The organism is Psychrobacter glacincola, assembly GCF_904846075.1.
Lineage (GTDB): Bacteria > Pseudomonadota > Gammaproteobacteria > Pseudomonadales > Moraxellaceae > Psychrobacter > Psychrobacter glacincola_C.
The window spans coordinates 474,683-495,543 of record NZ_CAJGZH010000003.1 but is presented as its reverse complement, the minus strand read 5'-3'; the positions used below and the strand labels follow the sequence as shown (position 1 = coordinate 495,543).

Below are 20,861 nucleotides of genomic sequence, written 5' to 3'. Positions count from 1 at the left end.
AAGCGATTTTAAAATCAATTAATTTTTATCAGATAACGGAGAGTTCTCATGGCACTATCTAAAGATGACGTGTTAAACGCAATCGCTGAAATGTCAGTAATGGATATCGTTGAATTAATCAGCGCTATGGAAGAAAAATTCGGCGTAACAGCTGCTGTTGCTGCTGCACCTGCTGCTGCTGGCCCTGCTGCTGCTGCTGCTGAAGAAAAAGACGAGTTTGACGTAGTTCTTGCCAGCTTTGGCGAGAAGAAAGTTGGCGTAATTAAAGCCGTACGTGAAGCTACTGGTCTTGGCTTGAAAGAAGCGAAAGATTTGGTTGAAAGCGCTCCAGCTCCAATCAAAGAAGGCGTTAACAAAGCTGAAGCTGAAGAGTTGAAAAAGAAACTTGAAGAAGCTGGTGCAACTGTTGAACTAAAATAAGCTTCGCTTATCTTAGTGTTGTACAAAAAAAGCTGGTAATGCCTTGCATTGCCAGCTTTTTTTTACTATAATTCGTAGCTTGACCTTTTGTGTCTGCCAACAGTCGTATGCAACATCACGGTGGATACCCATCAAAAGGACAGACGATAGCTATGCAAATAAACACAGTGCAAGCACACATGCCAGTTTTTGAAATCAGTTAATTTAAGCTAAACGTCCATAGATGTTTGGCATTTTTTTGTGTCTGCATGCTTTCCCATTAACACTATAGTTTATACTGATTCTAAAAGTTATAGTTACCCCGATTATTATTAATTCTGAAAAGCTATTAAGTTTAGGTTGTCCGTTTCGCAGGGTATTACTGTCAGTAGTTAGGCTTATAGACGGTACATATCAGCGACGATATTAGTTTTGATAGAATTGTTGGTTTTGAAAAAGCCGATTTTTTGAAAGAAAAATGACTAAATACAATCAGTTTTGATAGCAGATAACTTAGAAATACCCTTGAACGAGTCATTTTTCTTACCTTTATGAGTAAGTTTTGCTTAAAAAACAATATGTTTCAGATGATGTGACATTGAATTTGGTCGTCTGAGTGGTCATATAGACTGACTTAGATACCGATCATAAAATGAAAGTAAGGGTGCTAAGTAAGCACTGATAGCAGAAGTAGTAATTGACAAAAGATATCAACTGAACACGATTACCTGTTTTATATTATCGTTTACGTCGCCAAGTTTGCATCGTATTTATGCACGCTGGCCACGCTTTTAATTTGTTTCCACGTTTACTGTAAGGACTCTCGATGGCATATTCTTATACTGAAAAAAAGCGTATTCGCAAAAGTTTTGCTGAATTGCCCACTGTGATGGACATTCCCTATTTACTGTCTATTCAAGTAGATTCTTACGAGCAATTTTTGCAAGAGCACAAAAAGCCAAAAGCTCGTGAGAATACTGGTTTGCAAGCTGCGTATTCCTCTATTTTCCCAATTGAGAGTCACTCTGGTAACGCAGAGCTACAATTCGTTGAATATTATTTAGGCACGCCTGAATTTGACGAGCGTGAGTGTATCTTGCGTGGCTCAACGTTTGCTGCACCGATGCGTGTCAAAATCCGTCTGATCATTAAAGACAAAGACAGCAAAGACAGAGACAGCAAAGCGGCTATCAAAGATATTCGTGAGCAAAGTGTCTATATGGGCGAGATGCCGTTGATGACAGCTAACGGTACTTTTATTATCAATGGTACTGAGCGTGTTATCGTATCTCAGTTACATCGTTCACCTGGTGTGTTCTTTGATCATGATAAAGGTAAGTCGCATTCAAGTGGTAAAGTGCTTTATAACGCCCGTATCATTCCTTACCGTGGTTCATGGTTAGATTTTGAATTTGATGCCAAAGACTTAGTTTTTGCTCGTATTGACCGTCGTCGTAAGCTATTGGCTTCAATTATTCTACGTGCGCTTGGTTTAACAACGTCTGAAATCTTAGATTTGTTCTTTGATAAAGTCGCCGTATATAAAGGTGAAGAGCAGTTCGAGATTGATCTGGTCGCTGATCGCTTGCGCGGTGAAATGGCTCAGTTCGATATCGTATCACCAGAAGGTGATGTCATCGTAGAGCAGGGCAAGCGTATTAATGCACGCCGTATTCGTCAGCTTGAAGAAGCAGGTATGACGAAGATTGCGATACCTGATGAGTATCTCTATGAGCGTATTTTAGCTGAAGATATCGTGGTGAATGACGAAGTTATCGCTAAAGCGAATACTCTAATTGACCATGAATTATTGGTTAAATTAAGTGCATTTGAAGCCAGCGAGTCTATCAAAGAATTCAGCATTCTATTCACCAATGATATCGATCAAGGCAGTTATATTGCCGACACTTTGCGTGCTGATAGTACGTCAAGCCGTGAAGAAGCATTGATTGAAATCTATAAAGTTATGCGTCCAGGCGAGCCACCAACGGTTGAGACCGCTGAAAAACTATTTGACAGCATGTTCTTTAACGCGGATCGTTATGACTTATCGAACGTCGGTCGTATGAAGTTCAACCGTCGTTTAGGGTTAGAGTTTGATAATACTGATGATCCAGACATCCAACGCGCTCGTAGCGTATTGACCAATGCCGATATCGTTAATGTCCTAAAAGAATTGATTGAGATACGTAATGGTCGTGGCGAAGTCGATGATATTGACCATTTAGGTAACCGCCGTATTCGTTCGGTCGGCGAGATGGCAGAAAACCAATTCCGTGTTGGTCTAGTACGTGTTGAGCGTGCAGTCAAAGAGCGTTTAAGCTCAGCGGAATCTGATAACTTGTCACCACAAGATTTGATTAACTCGAAGCCTGTTGCGGCTGCGGTTAAAGAATTCTTTGGTTCAAGCCAGTTATCGCAGTTTATGGATCAGAACAATCCATTGTCTGAAGTTACCCATAAACGCCGTGTATCAGCACTAGGACCTGGTGGTCTGACCCGTGAACGTGCAGGCTTTGAAGTACGTGACGTACATGATACCCATTATGGTCGCGTATGTCCGATTGAGACTCCTGAAGGTCCAAACATTGGTCTTATTAACTCATTAGCGACTTTTGCAAAGACCAACAGCTTTGGCTTCTTAGAAACGCCTTATCGCCGTGTGGTTGATGGTAAAGTAACAGACGTTATTGAGTATCTATCAGCGATTGAAGAAGTAGGTACGGTCATTGCACAGGCTGATTCACCAGTAACCGCAGAAGGCGCGTTATCTGATGAAATGGTCAGTGTGCGTAGCTATGGTGAATTCGTGCGTATGCCGCCAGAAAAAGTGACGCATATGGATGTGTCGCCAAGTCAGGTGGTATCAGTTGCAGCAGGTCTAATTCCATTCCTAGAGCATGATGATGCTAACCGAGCGCTTATGGGCTCGAACATGCAGCGTCAGGCAGTTCCTACGCTACGTGCTGATAAGCCGTTAGTAGGTACGGGCATGGAGCGTCACGTTGCGCGTGACTCAGGTGTTTGTGTGATCGCTAAGCGTGGCGGTGTGATCGAAGACGTTGATGCATCACGTGTTGTGGTTCGTGTCAACGAAGATGAGATGATTGCTGGTGAAGCTGGTATTGATATCTATAACCTCGTTAAATACACGCGTTCTAACCAAAATACTTGTATCAACCAACGTATTATCGTCAACCAAGGTGATGCTATTGCTGTAGGTGATATCTTGGCTGATGGTCCATCAACGGATCTTGGTGAGCTTGCATTGGGTCAGAACATTCGCATCGCATTTATGCCATGGAATGGTTACAACTTCGAAGATTCAATCTTGCTTTCTGAAAAAGTGGTTAAAGAAGATCGTTTCACGACCATTCATATCCAAGAATTGACCTGTGTGGCACGTGATACCAAGCTTGGAACCGAAGAGATTACTGCGGATATTCCAAACGTTGGTGAAGCGGCGCTATCAAGTCTTGATGAAGCAGGTATCGTTTATATCGGTGCTGAAGTTGACGCTGGTGATATCTTAGTTGGTAAAGTGACGCCAAAAGGTGAAACACAACTGACGCCAGAAGAGAAATTGCTCCGGGCTATCTTTGGTGAAAAAGCGGCTGATGTTAAAGACACGTCGCTACGTGTACCAACATCAAGCAAAGGCACGGTTATTGACGTGCAAGTCTTTACTCGTGACGGCGTTGAAAAAGATGCACGTGCAAGAGCAATTGAAAAATCACAGCTTGATAGCTATCGTAAAGATTTAAAAGAAGAGCTACGTATCTTTGAAGAAGCAGCTCGTGGGCGTATTGGTAACTTGTTAGATGGTCAAAAAGTCAGCGGTGGTTCTGGTCTAAAAGCCGGTACAGTGATGGCATTGGCTGATATGAAAGATATGAGCCTTGAGACCTTACTGGATATCCAACCAGTTGAAGAAGAAATCTCTGAGCGTCTAACGCAAATCGCTGAGTACTTGGTTGATAAGCAAAAAGATATCGATGTGAAGTTTGCTGAGAAAAAACGCAAATTAACCGCTGGTGATGACTTACAACATGGCGTACAAAAAATCGTTAAGGTATATCTAGCGGTTAAGCGTCGTATTCAGCCTGGTGATAAAATGGCGGGTCGTCATGGTAACAAAGGTGTGGTATCGCGCATTATGCCAGTCGAAGACATGCCTTATGATGAAAATGGTAATACCGTTGACATCGTCTTGAACCCGCTTGGTGTACCATCTCGTATGAACATCGGTCAGGTTCTAGAAACGCATTTGGGTATGGCAGCGAAAGGTTTGGGCGAGAAGATCGATGGTATGCTCAAATCTCAAGCAGCGATCAAAGATTTACGTGACTTCTTAGACAAAATCTATAACCAAGTTGGCGGTGAGCAAGTTGATCTTGATAGCTTGAGTGATGATGACATCATGGCGCTAGCAGATAACTTGCGCGCTGGTGTACCAATGGGCACAGCAGTATTTGACGGCGCAAGAGAAAGCCAAGTTAAAGATTTGCTAGAGCTTGCTGGTATGGATCGCGATGGTCAACAGACGTTGTATGATGGTCGTACTGGTCAGAAGTTTGACCGTAAAGTAACCGTTGGCTACATGTACATGCTCAAACTTAACCATTTGGTTGACGACAAAATGCATGCGCGTTCAACCGGTTCTTACTCACTAGTGACGCAGCAGCCACTCGGCGGTAAAGCACAGTTCGGTGGTCAGCGCTTCGGTGAGATGGAAGTCTGGGCACTAGAAGCTTACGGCGCGACTTATACGCTACAAGAGATGCTGACTGTGAAGTCGGATGATGTTGAAGGCCGTACGCGTATGTACAAAAACATCGTTGATGGTGAGCAGTATATGGATCCAGGTATGCCTGAATCGTTTAACGTACTGACCAAAGAAATCAAATCATTGGGTATTAATATTGAGTTAAAACAAACCCATTAAGCACGGCTGATTGAGATTATATTTAACATGGTCTCAGTCAATTATTATCCTTAGTGGTCAACCTAAAAGCAGTATGCGCATCGCTGCTGCTTTTAGTGATTTGTCTCAACCCTATTCATTGCCTTCATTCATCTTATTTGCGTCAATAATACGCTATCAGATGATTATAAAGATAACGGAGAAGCAACTTGAAAGATTTACTCGATATCATGCAAAGCCCTACCGGCAACGGTAATCAAGAGTTTGATAGCATTCAAATTACTTTAGCCTCACCTGACGTCATTAAGTCATGGTCACATGGCGAAGTGAAAAAGCCTGAAACGATTAACTATCGTACGTTTAAGCCTGAACGTGATGGTCTATTTTGTGCCAAAATCTTTGGTCCAGTAAAAGACTTTGAATGTTTATGTGGTAAATATAAGCGCCGTAAGTTCCAAGGCGTTATCTGTGAAAAATGTGGCGTAGAAGTGACGACTGCGAAAGTACGTCGTGATCGTATGGGTCATATTGACCTAGCCAGTCCAGTGGCGCATATTTGGTTTTTAAAATCATTACCAAGCCGCATCGGTCTATTGCTAGATATGACGCTACGTGATATCGAGCGTGTTCTGTATTTTGAAAGCTATATCGTTACTGAGCCAGGTTTGACTTCTCTAGAGAAGTATCAACTGCTTGATGATGAAGACTATTATAAAGCCCTTGAAGAATTTGGCGATGAATTCACTGCCAAAATGGGTGCTGAAGCGGTTCAAGACCTATTGAAAGATATCGATTTAGATCTTGAAATCGATGATTTGCGCGAAGCGATTCCGCAAACTGGTTCTGAAACCAAGCTTAAAAAGATGTCTAAGCGTCTTAAATTATTAGAAGCCTTCCGTGATTCTAATAACAAGCCTGAGTGGATGGTGATGAACATCTTGCCAGTACTACCACCAGATTTACGTCCGCTAGTACCACTAGAAGGTGGTCGTTTTGCGACTTCAGATCTAAACGATTTGTATCGCCGCGTCATTAACCGTAATAACCGTCTAAAGCGTCTGCTTGAGCTGAGCGCACCTGATATCATCGTACGTAACGAAAAGCGTATGTTGCAAGAATCAGTTGATGCCTTGCTTGATAACGGTCGTCGCGGTCGTGCGATCACTGGTAGTAACAAGCGTCCATTGAAATCTTTGGCTGATATGATCAAAGGTAAGCAAGGTCGTTTCCGTCAAAACTTACTTGGTAAGCGTGTTGACTACTCTGGTCGTTCGGTGATTGTTGTTGGTCCAACGCTACGTCTACATCAGTGTGGTTTACCAAAGAAAATGGCACTTGAATTATTCAAGCCATTTACTTATAACAAATTATTGTCTCATGGTTTAGCGACCACGATCAAAGCTGCCAAAAAGATGGTAGAGCGTGAAGAGCCGCAAGTGTGGGATATGCTGGCCATGGTTATTCGTGAGCATCCAGTACTCTTGAACCGTGCACCAACACTTCACCGTTTGGGCTTGCAGGCATTTGAGCCAGTACTAATCGAAGGTAAAGCAATCCAATTGCATCCGCTCGTTTGTACCGCGTTTAACGCCGATTTTGATGGTGACCAAATGGCCGTTCACGTGCCATTGACCCTAGAAGCACAGCTTGAATCACGTGCGCTAATGATGTCTACCAATAACATCTTGTCGCCTGCGAACGGTGATCCAATCATCGTACCGTCACAAGATGTGGTACTTGGTCTTTACTATATTAGCCGCTCATCAATCAATTCTAAAGGCGAGGGCATGATTTTTGCCACCGTTAATGAAGCATTGCGTGCGATTGGTTCAAACGATTTGCATGTAAACGCTAAGATCAAAGTGCGTGTCACCGAGACGCATATCGATGAAGACGGCAATGAGACTAAAGAAATCAGCTTAAAAGAAACGGTTGCAGGTCGTTTATTGATCTGGAACATCATGCCTAAAGGTATGTCTTTTGATGAATGTAACCAAGAAATGACGAAGAAAAATATTTCTCGTTTGATCAACTCTTGCTACCGTAAAGTTGGCGTTAAAGAAAGTGTCATGTTTGCTGACCAATTGATGTATCTTGGTTTTGCCCAAGCGACGTTGTCAGGCGTGTCTATCGGTATTGATGACATGGTCATTCCACCACTGAAAAAGCAAATCATTGAAGTGGCAGAAGGCGAAGTTCGCGAAATCGAAGATCAATTCGAGCAAGGTTTTGTGACCGCTGGTGAGCGCTATAATAAAGTGGTTGATATCTGGTCACGTACCAATGACAAAGTCGCTAAAGCGATGATGGACAACTTAGCCACTGATAAAATCATGAACGCCAAAGGTGAAGAAGAAGAGCAGAAGTCATTCAACTCTATCTTTATCATGTCAGATTCTGGTGCTCGTGGTAGTGCGGCTCAGATTCGTCAGTTGGCTGGTATGCGTGGTTTGATGGCTAAGCCAGATGGTTCAATTATCGAAACGCCAATTAAAGCAAACTTCCGTGAAGGCTTGACCGTACTTCAGTACTTTATTTCAACGCATGGTGCACGTAAAGGTCTTGCGGATACGGCACTGAAAACGGCTAACTCAGGTTACTTAACGCGTCGTTTGGTTGATGTGGCACAAGATTTGGTTATTACCAGTGATGACTGTGGTACTGAGCAAGGCTTGCTCATGAAACCACATATTCAAGGTGGTGAAATCATTGAGAAGCTAGGTGAACTAGTACTAGGTCGTGTGACGGCTCGTGATGTGACTTATAACGATGATGCCGATAAGGTATTGATTCCAGCAGGTACTTTGATCGATGAGCATTGGGTAAACGTGCTTGATAACAATGCGATTGATGATATCTGGGTACGCTCAGTTATCACTTGTAATGTTGAGCATGGTGTTTGTTCACAGTGTTATGGTCGTGATTTGGCTCGTGGTCATAAAGTGAACATTGGCGAGTCAGTCGGTGTTATGGCGGCACAGTCTATCGGTGAACCAGGTACTCAGTTAACGATGCGTACATTCCACGTGGGCGGGGCAGCAAGCTCAGCATCAGTGGATAACAGCATCTCAGTTCGTAGTGCTGGTCAAGCGCATTTCGAAAACATGAAAACGGTTCAACATACCGATGGTCACTTAGTCATCGTATCGCGTTCAGCTGAAATCGCCTTGACCGATGAGCTTGGTCGTGAGCGTGAACGTTATAAAGTGCCTTATGGTTCTAGCGTGCTTGTGAAACACGAAGATCAGGTTGATGCTGGTCAAACCATCGCTAAATGGGATCCGCACACGCATCCTATTATCACAGAATTTGCTGGTACTGCACGCTTCAGTGAGATTACTGATGGCTTAACTGCTACCGTAAAAGTTGATGATGCGACTGGTATGAGCTCATTTGAGATTCTTGCTACTCGTGACCGTTCAAGTTCAGCAAAAGACTTACGTCCTGCGATTATCTTGAACACTGATGAAGGTAAAGAAGTGGTTTACTTCTTACCAGCTGAAACCATCATTCGCGTCAGCGATGGTGAAAAAGTAGCAGCTGGTTCGATTTTGGGTCGTGTACCACAAGCCTCTTCAGGTACTAAAGATATTACCGGTGGTCTACCGCGTGTTGCTGATTTGTTTGAAGCACGTCGTCCGAAAGATCACGCCATCATGGCAGAAATGTCAGGTGTGGTTAGCTTTGGTAAAGAGACTAAAGGTAAAAACCGCTTCATTATTACCAATGAAGATGGTGAGATTCATGAAGAGCTAATCCCGAAATGGCGTCAAATCAACGTCTTTGAAAACGAAACGGTAGCACGTGGTGAAGTGATCGCTGATGGTCCACAGAATCCACATGATATCTTACGTTTGAAAGGTCAGACTGCACTTGCTGATTACATCGTTAACGAAGTACAGGACGTTTATCGCTTGCAGGGTGTAAAAATCAACGATAAGCATATCGAAGTTATCATTCGTCAGATGCTGCGTAAAGTTGAAATTACCGATGGCGGCGATTCAAACCACTTCAAAGGCGATCAAGCAGAGTACTCTGATATCAAAGCATTGAATGCGAAGCTGGAAGCGGAAGATAAATTCCCAGTACAGTTCGAGCGTCAATTACTAGGTATCACCAAAGCAAGTCTGGCAACAGAAAGCTTTATTTCAGCAGCATCGTTCCAGGAGACGACTCGTGTACTAACTGCGGCTGCCGTGACTGGTAAAGTGGATGAGCTACGTGGTCTGAAAGAAAACGTGGTCGTTGGTCGCTTGATTCCTGCTGGTACGGGTCTTGCTTATCATAAAGCACGCAAAGAGAAAGCGGAGCAAAAACTGCTAGATAAAGATCTTAAAGCAGGGTTTGACAATGCAGCATTTGATATGTCAGCGAGCACGGATAGTAAAGACTTCGCAAGCTTTGATGAAGCCTTTGCACAAGAGCTTAATCAGGATAATTAATAGTATTAAGCGTCTTTAATTTATTGTTAATTTGATAAAAAGCCAGCCTAAGTTGCTGGCTTTTTTGTGTGTGCAATAAAGTGAGAAATGCATGGTACTGTTATCTAAAAAAATAGTACACTGGAAAATATGCCCTAATTTACACTTCATATAAGGATAAGTCGCAAATGGCAGGTAAAACCCGCGTTGCCAAATATCAAGCAGATCGAACCAATCAAAAACTGTATTTCTGTCGTCTATCTTGCCAAGCGGCGGGAAGTACCGATGATAAGCAGAACTATCAAGCGCATTGTGAAACTGCTATTTTTCATCTATACGGTGCCTTTCTCGCATTTATCCAAGAGCTAGGTTATTTTTATAGTTTAAACATGAGCGCACCAACATTATCAGATATCGAGCAAGCATTGAGCGAGCGTACCCAAGTATCGCCTGAGATTCAGCGGTTACAGCAGTTACAGCAGCAGGGTTTTTTGGCCAATATAGAGCGTGCGTATCAGCGTTGTCTGTACGCCGTGCCGCCAGATACTATCGTAGATCAAACACCAAGCAATACTGCCTCGCCTGATCTTATTGTTAACGTTGTGACCTTGTCAAATCAATGGCTGCCAGATGAGACGACAATACGAGAATGGCGTCAGCAGTTCTTAGAGCTGATTGAGCAATTACGTGCTGGTATGGTTGAGTTCTAAAAATAGTTATTAAAAATTTATCTCATTTTTATCACCATTTTTAAAATGAAGACGTGTCCTAGTTGACTGATGACTGTCCTTTAATAGAGTGGTATTGAGCAAAGTATTGAGTATAAAAAAGGCTTATTTAGCGAGTGCCAAATAAGCCTTTTTTTGCGTCATAAGTTTATATTATTAATGGTTGTCTACTCTGGTATCGGTGGCATGCGCTCAACGGGTGTTACCGATAAAGGGTTTTGCGGCACGCTATCATTACTACGACTGTTACTAGGTTTGGCTGCTTGAGAGCTAGTTTGTACTTCAACAGGCTCAGCTGGTGGTGATTTACGCTGTTGAGTCTGTGTCTTAACTGGTTTTTCTGATTCGCTGCTATCCGTATCTTCATCATCGGCCAGAATACCATCATCAGTCATTTCTATAATTTTTTGTTTTTGCTTTTTCGATTTGGCGCGGTTATTGATAGATACCCATTGATGAGGCGTGTCTTTAAGTTGGGCTTTCATAAAATCCATCCAAACGGGTAGGGCTGCCACACCACCATATTCGCGACGACCCATGGTTGATGGTTGATCAAAACCCATCCATACGACCGTTGCATTGGTAGGATGAAAACCTGCAAACCAAGCGTCTTTTGCTTCATTGGTGGTACCGGTCTTGCCACCAATATCATCACGACCTAAAGCCTTTGCTCGTACTGCCGTACCACGCTGTACGACGTCACGTAAGATATCTGCCATCTCAAAAGCGACTCTGGGTTGTAAGATTCGAGGTGCTTGCTTAGCCACTGCATATTGAACCGCGGGTGCTTTTAAGCGATCGGCCTGTGGGCTAGCATCATAAACCTTTAAATTTAGCGCTTTACCGTTTTGTTCAATGTTATCAATATTTTCTAAATTTTGTTCTTTAACCATCACTTCATCATCGATAGCACTGTCTTCATTTTCAATTGACTTCTTATAATCTTCGATGAGATTTTTATTGAGGTCTTCAAGTTTTTCATTGAAGCAGGTGGCACACGCTTGGCGTGGGTTTGCCTGAAAGAGGAGGTTATTATTATAATTATAAATTTGTTCGATAAAATACGGCTGTACACGGTGACCGCCATTCGCGAACGTGGCATAGGCTGTTGCCATTTGTAATGGTGTTGCTTGTCCTGCACCTAACGCTAACGACAGAGTCGTCGGTAGCTTTTCTTTATCAAGTCCGAATTCATCTAATAGGTCGCGGGTATCAGAGATACCAATGGCTTGTAAGAGACGAATAGAGACTAAGTTACGAGATAAATAAAGTCCACGGCGTAAAGTGATTTCGCCTAAAAAACGTTGATCAGAATTTTTCGGTTTCCAGTCACCCACTTGAATCGGTCGATCCGAAACAATGCTATCTGGGCGATAGCCTTTTTCTAGAGCAGCAGTATAGACAAGCGGTTTAATGGTTGAGCCTGGTTGACGCCAGCCTTGTAGAGCACGATTGAATTTACTGTGATTAAAGTCAAAGCCACCGACCAATGCTTTAACAGCGCCAGTTTCTGGATTCAAGGAGACCAGACTTCCTTGTAGTTTGGGAATTTGTCCCAACTGCCAATTACCATTCGTGGTCGGTATCAAACGAATGATATCGTTTTTATTTACAATTTGGCGGGCGTTGTCAGGAAAGTAACCGATACGATTGGCAGAAATATACTTGCGTGCCCAGCTCATCCCAGACCAACCAACGGTCACATTTTCACCAGAGGGCATTGTCGCCTCAAAACTGCGAGCATTAACCTTGGTGACTTTGGCAGGAGTCATATTGCTATAGCGACTGAAATTTTCTAGCGGTTCATCATTTGCTTCAGCCCCGCGCCAGCCATGACGATGTTCGTAAGCCACCAAACCGGTCAGTACCGCTGTTTCCGCATCTGTCTGTGCTTTGCTATCAACCGTAAGGCGTACCCGCCATCCACTATGCATCACTTGCTCACCATAGCGATTGACCAATGTAGAGCGTGTCATTTCTGCCAAATATGGCATATTGACGTCGAGCTTCTCTTTATAGAGGTTAATGCCTACTGGTGAGCTGATCGCTTCGTCGCGTTGTGCTTCGCTGATATAGCCTAACTCGTGCATGCGTCCAATAATCCAGTTGCGGCGAGTCAGCGCGCGACTGGGATTGGCAACAGGATTATATTTAGAAGGGGCTTTGGGCAGACCTGCCAACATTGCTGTTTCAGCAATAGTGAGATTTTCTAGTGATTTACTATAATATTTTTTTGCCGCGGCGCGGATACCATAAGCGCCTTCGCCTAGATAGATTTTGTTGACATAAAGCGTCAAGATATCATTTTTACTGAGCTCATCTTCTATTTTACGTGCTAAAAATAGCTCGACTAATTTGCGATTTAAGGTACGCTCTGGACTTAAGAAGTAGTTTTTGGCAACCTGCATAGTAATGGTAGAGCCGCCCGTTTGGCTGTCGTCATCAGTCACTACTTCTGTCACTGCGCGACCAAGACCTTTAATACTAATACCACTGTGCTGGAAAAAGGACGCATCTTCTGCTGCTAAAAAAGCATGAGTCAAATTTTCAGGAATATCTTCAAAAGTAACGGGTAAAGACAAACGGTTACCATATTGGCCAATGAGTTTGTCATCACTACTATATATCTGTAATGGCATCTCTAAATTTGCTATTTTAATCTCTTGAATGCTAGGCAGGGTAGGCGATAAATACATCGCCATCCCATAAAAACCAATGGGCACAGCAAGTGCTAAGATAACTGCCAATGCCAAGCAGGCGATAACAAGCCCCACCAAAAAGTGAATGAGACGGGCGGTAGCATTTTTTTTGGTCATAAGAAGACTTATCAATTAAAATTTGCAACAGGTAATGTATTATACCTTGAACAAAATCAGCAGGTCATAATAAATGTGTAAGTTGACCTTAATAACTTATTTAAATGCTTGAATCTATCTGTTAAGTAAAGTATTGTACTGAATTATTACAAATAACTATCAGATTGTACACTTAATATAAGGTATAGAGTTTGTGAGGCTATTTACTTCAAAAAGTCGACATTTGATTGGTGTTGATATCTGTGCCACTTCAGTAAAGTTGGTTGACATACAGCGTCAGCAAGGCATGTTTCATCTAAAATCTTATGGCATCGAAAGATTGCCAGAAGGTATAGTCGTCGATAAACTTCTTGTAGACACCGAAGCGGTCGGTCATATCATTGCTAACTTAGCTAAGCGCTGTCACGTCGCTGGTAGTAATGCTGCAACTGCCGTATCAGGGTCAGCAGTGATTACTAAAATTATTGATATGGATGCTGCGCTAAGCGATGTTGAGCGCGAAGCTCAAATACGTTTAGATGCTGATCAATACATACCTTATCCATTAGAAGACGTCAACTTAGACTTTGAAGTTTTAGGGCCTTCTTTGGCAAGTGATGATATGGTGCAAGTCTTACTTGCCGCATCACGCTCGGAAAATGTCGACCAAAGAGTTGATGCCTTAACCTTTGGTGGTCTTCAAACGAAGGTCATGGATATCGAATCCCATGCGATAGAGCGTGCTTTCGGACTCATGGTAGATAATTTGCCAAATGCCCCAGAATTAGTGGCTTTGATAGATATTGGTCATAATCAAACGACTTTATATATCGCTAAGAACGGTGAGTTTATCTATAGCCGTGAACAACTATTTGGTGGTGTTCAGTTGACAGAAGCGATACAAAATCGTTATGGACTATCTGCTGAAGAAGCGGCTATCAGCAAGCGTGAGCGTACCTTACCAGATGACTACTACCTTGATGTATTGACGCCTTTTATTGAGAATACCATCCAACAAATTACTCGTTCGTTGCAATTTTACTTCTCTTCAAGCCAATACAGTAGTATCGATCATGTGGTTCTTGCTGGTGGTAGTAGCTCTATTGCTGGTCTTGCTGGTATGGCACAGCAAAAACTTGGGGTGACTGTCAGTATTGCCAACCCTTTTATCAATATGACTATTGCCCCAAATATCGATAATGAGCAACTGGCCATTGATGCACCAAGTTTAATGGCTGCATGCGGTCTTGCGTTAAGGAGCTTCGACTAATGGCTCGTATTAACCTATTACCTTGGCGCCAAGAAGAGCGCGAGCGTCGCAATAAAGAATTTCTCACGTTAGTAGTGGCAGTGACTTTGCTTACTTTATTGGCTGCATTTGCTTCATGGAGCTACTTTAACAACGAGCTTGATGAACAACTTGATGCGAACGCATTGATTGAAAAAGAAAATGCGCTTTTAGATACGGCTTTGACTGAAATTGATAGTCTGGAGCAGCGCCGTGACGATATTATTTCACGTATGCAAGTCATTCAAGACTTGCAGGGTCGACGTCCTGTGCCTGTTCGTTTATGGGATGATCTTGCTAAAGCTATCCCGCCGGCACTCTATTTGAATAACCTCAAACGTGAAGGCGATGTTTTGACGCTGACAGGTCGAGCTGATAATCCTAATATTGTATCAAGTTTGATTCGTAATCTTGATGATAGTAAATGGATGGGTGATTCAGCCGTTAGTAATATCCAACAAAATATCAGTGCTTACGAATCTGCACCAGTGCTTAATAATACGGTCACCGCTGGCGAACAGCCGCGTCCTATTTATCCTGAAGACAGTTATGTACAGTTTGTGATCACGACCAAAGTACAGTCGGAAACAGCCGTTCCTGTAGAAGGTGCTGACGGTACCACTGTACCTGGAGGTGAGTTATGAAGCTTAACCGTAAAAAAAGCCTGATTAAAACCAAAAAAACAGCCTTGAAACCAAAGCAACAGTTTGATTTACAGGAATTCCGCCGCAGTTTTGAATCGTTGGACTCTGAAAACTACGGCAGCTGGCCATTACCTGTAAAGGTAACGGTAATAGGGCTTATCATTACGCTCATCGCAGCGTTGGCGTGGGCTTTACCGATTAGTAGTAAGATCGATGAGATCAATGCTGCTGAGAGCCAGCAACAAACGTTACTTGATAGCTATCGTGAAAAAGAATCACGCGCGCGTCATTTAAAAGCTTACCAAGAGCAAGTTGTCCAAATGGAAGCTGAGTTCAATACCTTACTCGATCAGCTACCAAAAGATACGCGTGTATCAGAGCTGGTTGAGGGCATTAACATGACGGGTGTCGGCAGCAATATACGTTTTCAAGACATTTCAGTAGAGCCTGAGATTGAAAACGAATTTTTTATTGAGCAACCTATCCGCATTGCTGCTTTGGGTGAATATCATCAGTTCGGTAGCTTTATTAGTGGTCTTGCCGCCTTACCACGAATCATTACTATGCATGATTTTGAGGTCAGCAATCCGCAGCCGACATTGGATGTCTTACCGGAGCTTAATTTGGTATTGCAAACCAAAACCTATCGTTCAAAAGAAGCTGACCCTGAGGGTGATGAAACGGTTGCTGTCACTGACGCTGCGACCACTGATAATGCAGGAGGCAACTAATGAATATTCAAAAACTGCCTACGCTATTGGTTTTAAGCATGGCTGTATTGTCCATAACAGGGTGTGCGGATCGCATTGGTATGGCGGAGCAATCAATGACCGATATCCGTAATCAGCCAGCTCAACCTATTGAACCACCGCCCAAAGCTGAGCTAGTAGAAGACTTTGTTTATAGTGCCAGCGCACAGCGCAGTCCATTCTTACCACCGAGTTTAGTCAATGTCCAAGGTCCTACCACTTCCATCGATGGTGTGCGTCCTGACATTACCAGAGTGAAAGAACCTCTTGAGCAATATGAGCTATCGCAACTGATTTTTCGTGGTGTCGTAATTTCACCTGAAGGTCAGCGATATGCGTTGGTACAACGCCCTGATGGTTCAGTCGCGAGTGTGAAAGTAGGTGATTATCTTGGACTAAATGACGGCCGTATTGTTGAAATCACGCCGACCCAGATTAACTTGATTGAAATTGTGCCAGACAGCCGCGCTGGGTTTGTTGAAAAACCCCAGTCGTTGGTTTCACCCATAAGCTAAGTCGGCAGATTTTTTGAGGAATAAATAATGACAGTACGCAATAACAAGGTAATGATGATGAGCAACCGCGTATCTTCTGCTTTTGCCATTTCAGCATTGGCAATCAGCATGGTAGCAGTGAGTAATAGTGCCCATGCCGCACAGCGCATTAACGAAGTTTCTGTGGTACAAACTGCACCAGCAGTGACGCAAATGCGTTTGGGATTTGACGGTTTGCCAGTGTTACCTGCCGCCTATCAGCTTGATAACCCTAGCCGTTTGGTACTAGATTTTGAAAAAGTACAGAATGGACTTGCTAGTCGCTTTAATGAATACAATATTGGTATGATTGATAAGGTCACGACGTTAAATAGTGACAGTACTACGCGCCTGATTGTTGAGCTAAAACAGGCAGGTAACTATACGACATCGATTGAGGGTAACGATTTACTATTAACCATTACCGATCCTAATCGTCCAGTAATGACCAATGATCCTATCCAAGACGTACTCAATGACAATAATGCGATCACGACGACAGCAGTCGTTACACCGATTGTAGAAACCAGTAGTGCACCGGCAGTCAATATAGCCAGTAAAACGGTGGTTAAAAATCAAGTGCCTGCTGATACCATGGTGGTCAGAGTTAACCCATTATTAAGCCCACAACTTGCTGCATCGCAAGTGAGTAAGCAATATAGCTATGATGGTTTGAGTGCCGTCAATTTTGCCGCAGGAAATGATGGTGGTGGCAACGTTAGCATCGCACTTACCAATGAAGCCATTCCCGTTGATGTACAACGTCAAGGCAACAAGTTAGTGGTACGCTTAACGGGTAGCACCGTGCCAAGAAATTTATTGCGCCGTTTGAATATTAATAGTGGTCTGGTTGATAGTATTGATACTAAAAACCAAGGTCAAAATGGTGTAATTACTATTAATGTCAAAGAAGATTATGAGTATCAGGCTTATCAATCAGGCAATCAGCTGAATATTAATATCAGAAAACCTGAGCTACTACGTGAGCCAACACTTGAAGAAAAAGTCTATAGCGGTGAAGCGCTATCTATGGAGTTTCAAGACGTTGAGATTCGCAGTGTCTTAGATATCCTAGCGCAGTTCACAGAAATGAATATTGTGGCTAGTGATTCAGTCGCGGGCAATATCACCTTACGCCTGATTAATGTCCCATGGGATCAAGCGCTAGATATTATTCTAAAGAGTAAGAATCTTGGTAAGCGTGAAAATGGCAATGTCATTTTGGTTGCGCCTTCCACCGAGCTTGCTGAGCAAGAAGCACGTGAGCTTGAAGCACAGCAAGCGGTTGAATCTTTTGCGCCATTACGCACAGAATATATTCGTCTTAGCTATGCAAAAGCGCCAGATGTTTTGACACTTATTTCTCAAGGCAGTGGCTCATCAGGTGGCAGCAATGCAAATGCTGCTGATAACAATACCTTATTGTCTAATCGTGGAACGGTAACGGTAGATGAGCGTACCAATACCTTAATTATTAAAGATGTGGCTGACAGTATCGAGAATATCCATAAGTTGATTGGTAAAATTGATATTCCAGTCCGTCAGGTTATGATTGAAGCGCGTATTGTGAGTGCCACTGATAGCTTTAGTAAAGAGATTGGGGTTCGTTGGGGTATCTTGTCAAATGGTGCTGCTAACAACCGTAATTTATTGGTCGGTGGTAGTAATCAAACGCTATGGGATTTAAAAGACTTTGATGTAGAAACGACGACGGTAAATGGTCAAACAGTTTCTTATCCTTCATACGATATTACTCGTCCTGATAACTTAAACGTCGATTTAGGGGTTGCCAACCCTGCTGGTAGCATTGCCTTTGGCTTGCTTAGCATGTCAGATGTGATGCTTGATCTTGAATTGTCAGCACTGCAAGCGGATAATCGCGGTGAAGTGATTTCTACGCCGAAGATTCTGACAGCAGACAAGCAAACGGCGAAAGTTTCTTCAGGGACGCAGATTCCTTATCAAGAAGCGTCTGCCAGTGGAGCAACTACCACTAGCTTTAAAGAAGCAGCATTGAGTTTAGAGGCCACACCAAATATCACCCCAGATGGCAAAATCGGTTTGCAATTGTTAATCACTAACGGTACGCCAACCATTATTAACAATCAGGTTGCTATTGCTGAAGACTCTATTTCAACCAATGTTATTGTCGAAGATGGTCAAACGGTTGTGTTGGGTGGTGTCTTTAAGAATCGTACCAGCAATGGTGTTGATAAAGTACCGTTCTTGGGAGACCTGCCTTATATTGGTCGCGCTTTCCGTAAAGACGTGCGTAGTAATTCTAAAGAAGAGTTATTGATATTTATCACGCCAAAATTAATCAATGATGGTATTAGCCGCATAGATTAATCATTTATTGATTGGTTTTCGCTTAAAAGAAGCAAGCATCAACGCTTGCTTTTTTTATGGGAAAATTTCCATATTGATTGAATTTTACTAACAATAATCAACGCTCATTACTAGCCAGAATATCAATGACGTTGTATCATAGCTAATTTAGCTGAGTAAGTATTATGGTGGAGGAATTGCCGTCGGTGTTTTTAGTAGGGCCGATGGGAGCAGGGAAGACAACCATCGGTAAATTGCTGGCTAAGCAGTTGGGGCGCACCTTTGTAGACAGTGATTGGTACATTGAATCGCAGACAGGGGCTGACATTGCTTGGATATTCGCTAAAGAAGGCGAGGCGGGCTTCCGTGAGCGTGAAACGCGCGCCATCGATGAGTTGACTCAAAAAGACCAAATCGTCTTAGCGACCGGTGGTGGCGCTGTGATGTGTGCTGAAAACAGAGCGTTTTTGCATCAGCGCGGCATCGTGGTTTATTTGAATGCGCCAGTTGATGTGCAAATGGCTCGCACGGCTAAAGACAAATCACGACCACTGTTACAGCAGCCAAATCCTAGAAAAATCTTGCAAGATTTATATAGCACCCGTGATCCCTTATATCGCCAAGTCGCTCATATTATTATGCCAACTGGTCATACTTATCCCCGTCATATGGTCAATCAGCTCTTACAGCAACTAGAGTCATTTACTGACTCGACTGCTATAGCAGCAGAAGATAAAGAAAATTAACCATAATGGTAAACTTTATCAAGGCGTGTCCTCATTTAAAAATGGCGATAAAAATCAGGACGCGCCCTAGTTAAGCTCAGCTACTTTTATCTCATTCAAAATGTTTAGGGAGTGTTTAATGGCAACGCCACTGTTTCATGACGGCTTAACGGTTCATACGCAAAGCCATGACTATCCAATCGTCATTACTGAAAAAACAGCGATAGATCACAACAGTATGGCAAAGCTGATCACACCTTATATTCGTGGTCGCCAAGTATTGATTGTCACTAATGATACTGTTGCGCCTTTATACCTAAATGCTTTAGAAAAAGAGTTAACAGAGCAGTTCATTGTGCGTGTTTGCGTATTGCCAGATGGTGAGCAATATAAGCATCAGACCAGTATCAATCAAATTTACGATGTATTAATGGCAGCGCATTTTAATCGTGACGTTACGCTTATTGCTTTAGGTGGTGGCGTTATTGGTGATATGACTGGCTTTGCTGCAGCAAGCTTTATGCGTGGTGTAAATTTTATTCAGATTCCAACCACGCTACTGTCACAAGTGGATTCGAGCGTTGGTGGTAAGACGGGCATCAATCACCCTCAAGGCAAAAACATGATTGGCGCTTTTTGGCAGCCGCAAATGGTCCTTGCTGATATGAGTACGCTCAAGACTTTGCCAGCGCGCGAGTTGTCAGCAGGGTTGGCTGAGGTCATTAAATACGCGCTCATTATGGATATCACGTTTTTAGATTGGCTGGAAGTCAATCTGCCGGCGATGATGGATTTGGATTTAGCGGTACTTGGTGATGCCGTAAAACGCTGCTGTCAGTATAAAGCGGATGTCGTCGCGCAAGATGAAAGAGAGTCAGGCGTGCGAGCATTGTTAAACTTCGGTCATACTTTTGGTCATGTCATTGAAACACATGAAGGCTATGGCAATTGGCTACACGGTGAGGCAGTCGCTGCTGGCATGGTACAAGCCGCAGAGTTATCACAGAAAATGGGATGGTTAATGGTCGAAGACGTTGCTCGTATTAAGCGTATTTTAACCTTAGCGAATTTGCCTATCACCCCGCCACGCATTGATACACAAACGGCGCTGAGCTTGATGGGACATGATAAAAAAGTGAAACACGGACAAATCCGCCTGATTTTGTTAAAATCACTGGGTCAGGCCGTATTGACCAATGATTTCGATGAAGGTCTTTTGCACGAGGTATTGTCACAACACCGCGTATAATGTCTTAACGCTTTAGTGCTCGTGAATGCTCACTGAACGCAACGGTTTAAAGCAGACTGGCTCGCCGCCATTCTACTT

General features: G+C 43.1%; 12 protein-coding genes. 11 read left to right on the top strand and 1 reads right to left on the bottom strand.

The genetic code is table 11. The features are described from left to right. Positions 1-48 precede the first annotated feature (48 nt). From rplL to JMW85_RS13235, 4 genes are all read left to right on the top strand, one after another. Positions 49-420 carry a 50S ribosomal protein L7/L12 gene (gene rplL, locus JMW85_RS13250; RefSeq protein WP_011514491.1) on the top strand — a complete coding sequence of 124 codons (372 nt, stop codon included), beginning with the start codon at positions 49-51 and terminating at the stop codon, positions 418-420. 805 nt (positions 421-1,225) lie between these two features. After that, complete coding sequence (gene rpoB, locus JMW85_RS13245; protein ID WP_201582082.1) at positions 1,226-5,344, top strand: DNA-directed RNA polymerase subunit beta; 4,119 nt, start codon at positions 1,226-1,228, stop codon at positions 5,342-5,344. A gap of 188 nt (positions 5,345-5,532) precedes the next feature. Beyond that, positions 5,533-9,765, top strand: coding sequence for a DNA-directed RNA polymerase subunit beta' (gene rpoC / locus JMW85_RS13240; protein WP_201582081.1), 4,233 nt, complete (start codon positions 5,533-5,535; stop codon positions 9,763-9,765). Between the two features lie 167 nt (positions 9,766-9,932). After that, positions 9,933-10,454: a DUF6586 family protein gene (locus tag JMW85_RS13235; RefSeq protein ID WP_201582080.1), complete on the top strand. Its 522-nt coding sequence runs from the start codon at positions 9,933-9,935 to the stop codon at positions 10,452-10,454. Positions 10,455-10,639: 185 nt separating this feature from the next. Here the strand turns inward: JMW85_RS13235 and JMW85_RS13230 are convergent, their stop codons facing one another. Then, positions 10,640-13,288, bottom strand: a complete 2,649-nt coding sequence (locus tag JMW85_RS13230) for a penicillin-binding protein 1A (protein ID WP_201582079.1) — start codon at positions 13,286-13,288, stop codon at positions 10,640-10,642. Between the two features lie 193 nt (positions 13,289-13,481). Here JMW85_RS13230 and JMW85_RS13225 point away from each other — a divergent pair, with 193 nt between their 5' ends. From JMW85_RS13225 to aroB, 7 genes are all read left to right on the top strand, one after another. Further along, on the top strand, positions 13,482-14,537 hold the full coding sequence (locus JMW85_RS13225; protein WP_201582078.1) for a pilus assembly protein PilM: 1,056 nt from the start codon (positions 13,482-13,484) through the stop codon (positions 14,535-14,537). After that, the gene (locus JMW85_RS13220) at positions 14,537-15,199 is read left to right on the top strand and encodes a PilN domain-containing protein (protein WP_193009080.1); all 663 of its coding nucleotides are present in this window, start codon (positions 14,537-14,539) and stop codon (positions 15,197-15,199) included. Before JMW85_RS13225 ends, JMW85_RS13220 begins: the two co-directional genes overlap by 1 nt. Further along, positions 15,196-15,930 (top strand): type IV pilus inner membrane component PilO, encoded by a 735-nt coding sequence (locus JMW85_RS13215; protein WP_045453405.1) that lies wholly within the window; start codon positions 15,196-15,198, stop codon positions 15,928-15,930. The genes JMW85_RS13220 and JMW85_RS13215 overlap by 4 nt, the downstream gene beginning before the upstream one ends. Continuing rightward, a complete protein-coding gene (locus JMW85_RS13210; RefSeq protein WP_045453409.1) occupies positions 15,930-16,463 on the top strand; it encodes a pilus assembly protein PilP in 534 nt (177 codons plus the stop codon). The genes JMW85_RS13215 and JMW85_RS13210 overlap by 1 nt, the downstream gene beginning before the upstream one ends. Before the next feature lie 27 nt (positions 16,464-16,490). Beyond that, positions 16,491-18,830 carry a type IV pilus secretin PilQ gene (pilQ, locus tag JMW85_RS13205; RefSeq protein WP_201582077.1) on the top strand — a complete coding sequence of 780 codons (2,340 nt, stop codon included), beginning with the start codon at positions 16,491-16,493 and terminating at the stop codon, positions 18,828-18,830. A 164-nt stretch (positions 18,831-18,994) separates the two neighbouring features. Beyond that, positions 18,995-19,555 carry a shikimate kinase AroK gene (gene aroK / locus JMW85_RS13200; protein WP_201582076.1) on the top strand — a complete coding sequence of 187 codons (561 nt, stop codon included), beginning with the start codon at positions 18,995-18,997 and terminating at the stop codon, positions 19,553-19,555. Between the two features lie 118 nt (positions 19,556-19,673). After that, a complete protein-coding gene (aroB, locus tag JMW85_RS13195) occupies positions 19,674-20,783 on the top strand; it encodes a 3-dehydroquinate synthase (protein ID WP_201582075.1) in 1,110 nt (369 codons plus the stop codon). Positions 20,784-20,861: the final 78 nt, after the last annotated feature.